6 protein-coding genes (1 of these 6 only partly in view) are annotated in these 7,692 nt (G+C 46.9%); 4 read left to right on the top strand and 2 right to left on the bottom strand.

All coding sequences use genetic code 11. The features are described 5' to 3' along the window. Positions 1 to 112, top strand: the 3' end of a protein-coding gene (locus ACQQ6X_RS13025; RefSeq protein ID WP_430493449.1) for a DNA-binding protein. Its footprint begins 1,280 nt before the window's first position; 112 of the gene's 1,392 nt are visible here — the last part of the coding sequence; its start codon lies off the left edge, out of view; its stop codon occupies positions 110 to 112. A 232-nt stretch (positions 113 to 344) separates the two neighbouring features. After that, positions 345 to 572, top strand: a complete 228-nt coding sequence (locus ACQQ6X_RS13020; RefSeq protein ID WP_305165681.1) for an aspartyl-phosphate phosphatase Spo0E family protein — start codon at positions 345 to 347, stop codon at positions 570 to 572. A gap of 233 nt (positions 573 to 805) precedes the next feature. Here the strand turns inward: ACQQ6X_RS13020 and ACQQ6X_RS13015 are convergent, their stop codons facing one another. Beyond that, complete coding sequence (locus tag ACQQ6X_RS13015; RefSeq protein ID WP_305165680.1) at positions 806 to 1,621, bottom strand: flagellar motor protein MotB; 816 nt, start codon at positions 1,619 to 1,621, stop codon at positions 806 to 808. After that, the gene (locus ACQQ6X_RS13010; protein WP_063212676.1) at positions 1,605 to 2,432 is read right to left on the bottom strand and encodes a flagellar motor protein; all 828 of its coding nucleotides are present in this window, start codon (positions 2,430 to 2,432) and stop codon (positions 1,605 to 1,607) included. The genes ACQQ6X_RS13015 and ACQQ6X_RS13010 overlap by 17 nt, the downstream gene beginning before the upstream one ends. Positions 2,433 to 2,640: 208 nt before the next feature. Here ACQQ6X_RS13010 and uvrB point away from each other — a divergent pair, with 208 nt between their 5' ends. Both uvrB and uvrA read left to right on the top strand, forming a co-directional pair. Next, positions 2,641 to 4,632, top strand: coding sequence for an excinuclease ABC subunit UvrB (uvrB, locus tag ACQQ6X_RS13005; RefSeq protein ID WP_064797869.1), 1,992 nt, complete (start codon positions 2,641 to 2,643; stop codon positions 4,630 to 4,632). A gap of 169 nt (positions 4,633 to 4,801) precedes the next feature. Further along, positions 4,802 to 7,663: an excinuclease ABC subunit UvrA gene (gene uvrA, locus ACQQ6X_RS13000; RefSeq protein WP_305165679.1), complete on the top strand. Its 2,862-nt coding sequence runs from the start codon at positions 4,802 to 4,804 to the stop codon at positions 7,661 to 7,663. Positions 7,664 to 7,692: the final 29 nt, after the last annotated feature.

Below are 7,692 nucleotides of genomic sequence, written 5' to 3'. Positions count from 1 at the left end.
GGTCTGTACAGCATTGTTTGAAAGGTTCAGGAATAAGGCCACGAAAGACCTTAAATCAGAATATGAAAGAATCATGGAGGAGGTTTTAGCTGATGCACTTAAAAGAACTTAAATACATGTTAATTATAGGTCTTTTTAGCTACTTGGAACTTTCCCATACTATTACGGTTTTTGGACATGGGACTGGAGCTTAATAGTTATTAAAAAACCAGTCTTGGTAAGACTGGTTTTTTAATGCATTCCGTTAAAGGGATGAAATGGGTTTTATTATATTATTAACCTATGGGGAAGGTATCAGCTTGTAAACTAATGTAAATACCACACCGAACAGGAGGTTTATTGATGTGAAATGGCAAGAATTGGAGGAGTGCATCGAAGAAAAGCGCAAAGAATTAAATGATTTGGCGAAAGAGGTGGGATTGAAGGATCGACGGGTGCTGACCAAGTCTATGGAGTTGGATCGGCTCCTTAATAAGTACAGCGATTGGAAATATAGCTATCGTAGACAACAGAGCGTATCCCAAGGTTCACAGATTCAAGAGAAGCAACACGAGCTCGTCCTATCTTATTAGCATCAAGCACCATGACAAGATAAAATCTAACTTCCCCTTGGCTTCTAATACATAGTGAGATATAGCATAAACAAAATCATCTCTATTGCATCTTGTACGCCGCCCTTATCCACATTGTTCGTACAGTTTATTGTTCTGCGTCTACATCAGAGCGGAAGCCACGTAACATGATGATACATCTCAAAAAAACCTCCCCATGCACGTTATTGCGTGACTCGGGAGGTTTTTGGGTTTTACTGCTGTAGCTGACGCAGCACAGTGATTTCGACACGGCGGTTTTTTTGTCGCCCTGCTTCGGTGCTATTGTCACCAACCGGACGGGTATCTGCATAACCGGCATACTGGAACCCTGAGGGGGATAGCTGCTCTTGGTCGATAAAGAATCGGAGTACAGACAGTGCCCGAGCGCCGGAAAGCTCCCAGTTGTCCTTGTAGGTCGATGAGTTAGAGGAACGTGTAAATGGAATGTTGTCCGTATGGCCCTCGATGCTAATCGGTGTTTTCAAATCTCGAAACAGACTGGCTAATTTGGATAGCGTGTTCGCCGAACCCTGCTTGAGTGCCGCTCTGCCTTGGTCAAATAGAAAGCGGTCATTCAGCGTAATGACAATGCCACGCGGTTGGTCGGATACGAAAATCTGGTTTTGTAGCTTGTTGTCTGTAATATATTCCTGGATGACACCCATTAGGTTTTGCAGTTCTTGTTCCTGCTTGCGAAATGCTTGTTCACGCTCGGTGAGCTTGGTTGATCCCGCTTCTTTTTTAGTAGAGGCCGGTTGCTTGGTCGCAGGCGGATTCTTGCTGGTATAACGATCGGCAGTTCCCGTAATGCCCGAGCCTTGCTCCAGTATAGAATCTCCCTTGTGGAACGTATCCTGGAGGGATTGAACAACGACGTCGTATTTCTTAGCATCCAGACTGCTCATGGCATACATCACGACGAAAAAAATGAGCAGCAGGGTGATCAGATCGGCATAGGTGATCATCCACCGGTCCCGTTGGTCTCCACCGCCTCCTTGACGCCCACGGCGCTTAGCGCGCGTTCTCATGGAAGTCCTCCTTTGGAGAAGCGCTCTCTGTAGGTGAGCGACGAGGCAGTTTACGATCTATATTTTGCTCCGAGCGGATAAAGAACTCCAGTTTTTTACGTACAAGCTTAGGATTTTCTCCGTTTTGAATAGCTAGGATACCTTGCAGCAGCAAATCCATCGTAATTATTTCGCTTTCACTGGCTGCTCTTATTTTGGACGCGATGGGCAAAAAGATCAGATTGGCGCTAGCAACGCCGTAAAGTGTCGCGATAAAAGCGACAGCAATCGAAGGGCCGAGCGCAGTAGGCTCTGTTAGGCTGCCTAGTACATGGATCAGACCCATGACCGTACCGATAATCCCCATTGTAGGAGCATAGCCGCCTGCTGATTCAAATATTTTGGCGTATCCCTCATGTTTGTGCCCAACCGCATCTAATTCCAGTTCTAAAATTTGCTTGATCTGCTCCTGTTCGGTGCCGTCAATGACTAGTTGAAGACCTTCACGCAAAAATGCATTCGGATGCTCCGATGATATGCGTTCTAATGCAAGCACACCCGATCGGCGGGAAGTGGCAGCCATGGAAACCAAATCTTCTATATATTGCTCCGTAGGATTATCCTCACGACTAAAAGCCATCCGCAGAGCAGTAGGTATAGTCTTCAGCTTGGAGGCAGGGTAGCTGATCACAACGGCGGCGAAGGTTCCGCCAAATACGATCAGAGCTGATGTCCCTTGAAGCAGCCCTGTAAATTGGCCGCCTTCCCATAAGAAGCCACCGATTAATGCTATGATTCCGGCGATGATGCCCAATACGATGGTGATATCCAAAATTTAATTCACTCCTATTCAAGACTTATCGTTTGCATCCACGGTTAGAAAGAGGTATAATACGGGAACAAACATTCTTATTCAACCATATTTCCCAAGTATCATTGCTCGGGAAATATCGACATAGAATTACAGGTAAAGACGTTAAAGCTCGATTGGTGTAAAAACATGATGTTTCCATTTTAGACGATAAGGGTGATGCAGGGCAATGAGTGATATCGTTGTTAGCGATAAGACTTTTGAAATTCAGTCGGAATTCCAACCTCAGGGCGATCAACCCCAGGCCATTTTCGAATTGGTAGAGGGAATTGCAGAAGGAAAGAAACATCAAACTCTATTAGGTGCTACGGGAACAGGTAAGACCTTTACCATCGCTCAGACCATTGCCAAGCTGAATCGGCCTACGCTGGTTATTGCGCATAACAAGACTTTGGCTGCTCAACTGGCAAGTGAGTTTAAAGAATTCTTTCCAAATAACTCGGTCGATTATTTTGTCAGCTACTATGATTACTACCAACCGGAGGCGTACATCCCTTCCTCCGATACGTATATTGAGAAGGATTCCAGCATCAATGAGGAGATTGATAAACTTCGCCACTCGGCCACAAGCTCTCTGTTTGAGCGTCGTGACGTGATTATTGTAGCGAGTGTCTCTTGCATTTATGGTTTGGGTTCCCCGAAAGAATATTCAAGCTTGCTGCTCTCGCTTAGAGTCGGCATGGAGAAACCCCGCAATCAGATTTTGTCCCGCTTGGTCGATATTCAATATCAGCGGAACGATATCAACTTCGTGCGGGGTACTTTCCGTGTACGGGGGGATGTTGTTGAGATATTCCCGGCTTCCCATGGAGAAAATGCGATACGGGTAGAGTTGTTTGGAGATGAAATTGAACGGATTACCGAGATTAATGTGCTTACAGGTGAATTGATCGGTGAACGTGAGCATATTGCCATTTTCCCGGCGTCTCACTTCGTTACCCATGAGGATACGATGAGGGTAGCACTGGTCAATATCGAACGTGAGCTGGAAGAGCGGTTAGCAGAGCTGAAGGAGCAAGGGAAGCTGCTGGAGGCACAACGTTTGGAGCAACGTACCCGCTATGATATCGAGATGATGAGAGAGGTTGGCTTTTGTTCCGGTGTCGAAAATTACTCGGGTCCACTGACATTCCGCGAGCGCGGAGCGACACCCTATACACTGTTGGATTATTTCCCAGATGATATGCTGATCGTCATCGACGAATCTCATGTTACATTGCCGCAGATTCGTGCGATGTACAATGGAGACCAGGCGCGTAAAAACGTACTCGTTGAGCATGGGTTTCGTCTGCCATCTGCACTCGATAACCGTCCGTTGAAGTTTGAAGAATTTGAGGACAAAGTAAATCAGATTATCTATGTATCGGCTACTCCAGGTCCGTATGAGATGGAGAAATGCGATACGATGGTGCAGCAGATTATCCGTCCTACCGGTCTCCTTGATCCTCTTATTGAGGTGCGTCCGAGCAAAGGACAGATTGACGATCTCATTAATGAAATACGGCAGCGCATAGAACGTGAAGAACGGGTACTGGTCACTACACTCACGAAGAAAATGGCCGAAGATTTGACGGACTACTTAAAAGAAGTGGGCATCAAGGTTCGATATATGCACTCCGAGATTAAGACGTTGGAGCGGATGGCGATTTTGCGGGATCTTCGTCTCGGAACCTTCGATGTGCTGATTGGAATCAACCTGTTACGGGAAGGTCTTGATTTGCCGGAAGTATCGCTGGTTGCGATTTTGGATGCGGACAAAGAAGGCTTCCTGCGTTCTGAGCGCTCTCTGATTCAGACGATCGGACGGGCCGCACGGAATAGTGATGGTCGTGTTATTATGTATGGCGATAAGATTACCGATTCTATGGATAAAGCGATCAAGGAAACGGAACGGCGCCGTGCGATTCAAATTCAATACAATGAAGAGCATGGGATCACCCCACAAACCATCCGTAAAAAGATTCGTGATGTCATTGAAGCAACCAAGACGGCAGAGTCCAAGAATGATTACCTTCCTAATGAGACGGGTAAACTTTCCAAGAAGGAGCGTCAATCCCTCATTCAGCGTCTGGAAGCAGAAATGAAGGATGCGGCCAAAAATCTACAGTTCGAGCGGGCCGCCGAGTTGCGTGATGCTTTGCTGGAGTTGCGGGCTGATTAAACATCGAGAATAGGCTAGAAGCACAACATATGGATCATAAAATGTTTGATTGCTTTAAAGAAATACTGAGGACGGCCGATGTGGTCGTTCTCTTTGCGATATATCACTTCCATCGAATAATCCCATGCGATATAGGATGACGTGAACTACGGCTAAGGAGATGAAACATTTGGCGAATGAAAGCATCATCATCAAAGGCGCACGCGCGCATAATCTCAAAAATATTGACGTGACGATTCCACGGGACAAGTTTGTCGTCCTGACAGGGCTTAGCGGCTCAGGTAAATCATCACTGGCTTTCGATACGATCTATGCGGAAGGACAGCGGCGGTATGTGGAATCTTTATCTGCCTATGCCCGTCAATTCCTCGGGCAAATGGAGAAACCGGACGTTGATTCGATTGACGGCCTGTCTCCTGCGATTTCTATTGATCAGAAAACGACAAGTCGAAATCCACGTTCTACGGTCGGAACAGTTACCGAAATCTATGATTACCTACGGCTGTTATTTGCCCGCGTGGGTCATCCTCATTGTCCTGAACATGGCATTGAAATCACTTCACAGACCGTCGAACAGATGGTAGACCGCATTTTGCAGTATCCTGAAAAGACACGGCTGCAAATCCTGGCTCCATTGGTATCTGGTCGCAAAGGCGAGCATAAGACACTGTTCACTGATATAGCCAAGCAGGGCTTTGTGCGGGTACGTGTGAATGGCGAACTGCGTGAACTGTCTGAGAAGATTGAGCTGGAGAAGAACAAGAAGCACTCGATTGAAGTGGTCGTAGACCGGATCGTAGTCAAGGAAGATGTGCGTGCACGTCTGTCCGACTCGATTGAGACAGCACTGAATCTTTCAGGCGGACAGTTGCTTGTAGACATTATAGGGCAAGAGGAGTTGCGATTCAGCTCCAACTTTGCATGTCCAATTTGCGGTTTTAGCATAGACGAGCTTTCTCCACGGATGTTTTCTTTTAATAGTCCGTTCGGCGCTTGTCCGGATTGTGACGGGTTAGGCGTTAAAATGGTCGTTGACCCTGATCTGCTCATACCCGATCCAGAAAAAAGTGTGGAAGATGGGGCGTTCCAGGCATGGAGTGGAGGAACTTCCACTTATTATCCTCAATTTTTACAGTCGGTATGCGAACACTACGGTATTCCCCAGGACATTCCTGTAAGCAAATTGACGTCAGAGCAAATGAATCTTATCTTACATGGAACAGGTGACCAGAAGATCCGTTTCCGCTATGAAAATGATTTTGGTCAACGTAAGGAAGCCTATGTGACCTTTGAGGGCATTATCCCGAATCTGGAGCGCCGTTACCGTGATACCGCTTCTGAGGGAATACGTGAATTTATCGAAGGCTTTATGAGTGCAAAGCCATGTAACACCTGTAAGGGACACCGACTGAAAAAAGAAAGCCTGTCGGTAACCATTCAAGAGCGCAATATCGCTTATGTGACCGCTTTGTCTGTCGGGGAGGCGTCTCACTTTTTCCACACACTGGAGCTGAGTGAGAAAGAGCAGTCGATTGCCAATCTCATTTTAAAGGAAATTAACAGTCGACTCGGATTCCTCGTGAACGTTGGTCTGGAGTACCTGACTTTAAGCCGTGCAGCAGGTACATTGTCCGGTGGGGAAGCACAGCGTATTCGACTGGCGACACAGATCGGGTCCAGCCTGATGGGTGTGCTTTATATTTTGGACGAGCCAAGTATTGGGCTGCATCAGCGTGATAATGACCGTCTGATTAGTGCATTGGAACATATGCGGAATCTAGGCAATACGTTGATCGTGGTGGAGCATGACGAAGATACGATGATGGCGGCGGACTATATCATTGATATTGGGCCAGGAGCCGGGATTCACGGCGGGATGATCATGTCGCAGGGGACTCCGCAGGAAGTTATGGAAGATCCGAACTCCCTGACTGGGCAATATTTGAGCGGACGCAAGTTTATTCCGGTCAATACCGAGCGGCGCAAGCCTGCGGATAAGTGGCTGGAGGTTCGCGGAGCCAAGGAGAACAATCTTAAAAATGTGAATGTTAAAATTCCATTGGGCGTGTTCACGGCTGTCACGGGCGTATCCGGGTCTGGAAAATCGACGCTGGTCAACGAAATTTTATACAAAACGTTGGCGCGTGATCTGAACCGTGCGAGAGTACGCCCAGGTCAACATAAAGAAATACGTGGGTTAGAGCATATCGAAAAGGTGGTTGAGATTGATCAATCGCCGATCGGCCGTACTCCACGTTCCAATCCTGCAACATATACCGGAGTGTTCGATGATATCCGTGACTTATTCTCGCAGACAAACGAGGCTAAAGTTCGAGGCTATAAGAAAGGCCGGTTTAGTTTTAACGTTAAGGGAGGCCGATGTGAATCTTGCAGAGGCGACGGCATCATCAAGATTGAGATGCACTTTTTGCCAGATGTGTACGTACCCTGCGAAGTGTGCAAAGGCAAACGCTATAATCGAGAGACCCTTGAGGTTAAGTATAAAGGGAAGAGTATTGCTGATGTGCTGGAAATGACGGTAGAGGATGCGACAGCATTCTTTGAAAATATTCCGAAGATTCATCGCAAGATTCAGACATTGATGGATGTAGGTTTGGGGTATATCAAGCTGGGTCAACCAGCGACTACCTTGTCTGGTGGTGAAGCACAGCGTGTGAAGTTGGCTTCCGAATTGTACCGTCGCAGCACAGGTAAAACCATTTATATTTTGGATGAGCCGACAACTGGTCTGCATGTTCACGATATTGACCGATTATTGACAGTGCTGCATCGTTTGGTTGATTCAGGTGAGACCGTATTGGTTATTGAGCATAATCTAGATGTAATTAAAACAGCCGATTTCCTGATTGATCTGGGGCCAGAAGGCGGAAGCGGCGGTGGAACAATCCTGGCTACCGGGACACCAGAACAACTCGTAAAAGTCGAGGAATCCTATACAGGCCGATACTTAAAGCCGATCCTTGAACGGGATACACAGCGCAGCCAAGCGCTTCAGACAGTCGATCTATAGATACAGTTTTAACGTACATGTTGAAACCC

The sequence above is a fragment of the Paenibacillus ottowii genome (assembly GCF_050516475.1).
Classification (GTDB): Bacteria; Bacillota; Bacilli; order Paenibacillales; family Paenibacillaceae; genus Paenibacillus; species Paenibacillus ottowii.
The sequence above is the reverse complement of the archived record's forward strand: the minus strand, read 5'-3'. Positions and strand labels throughout refer to the sequence as shown.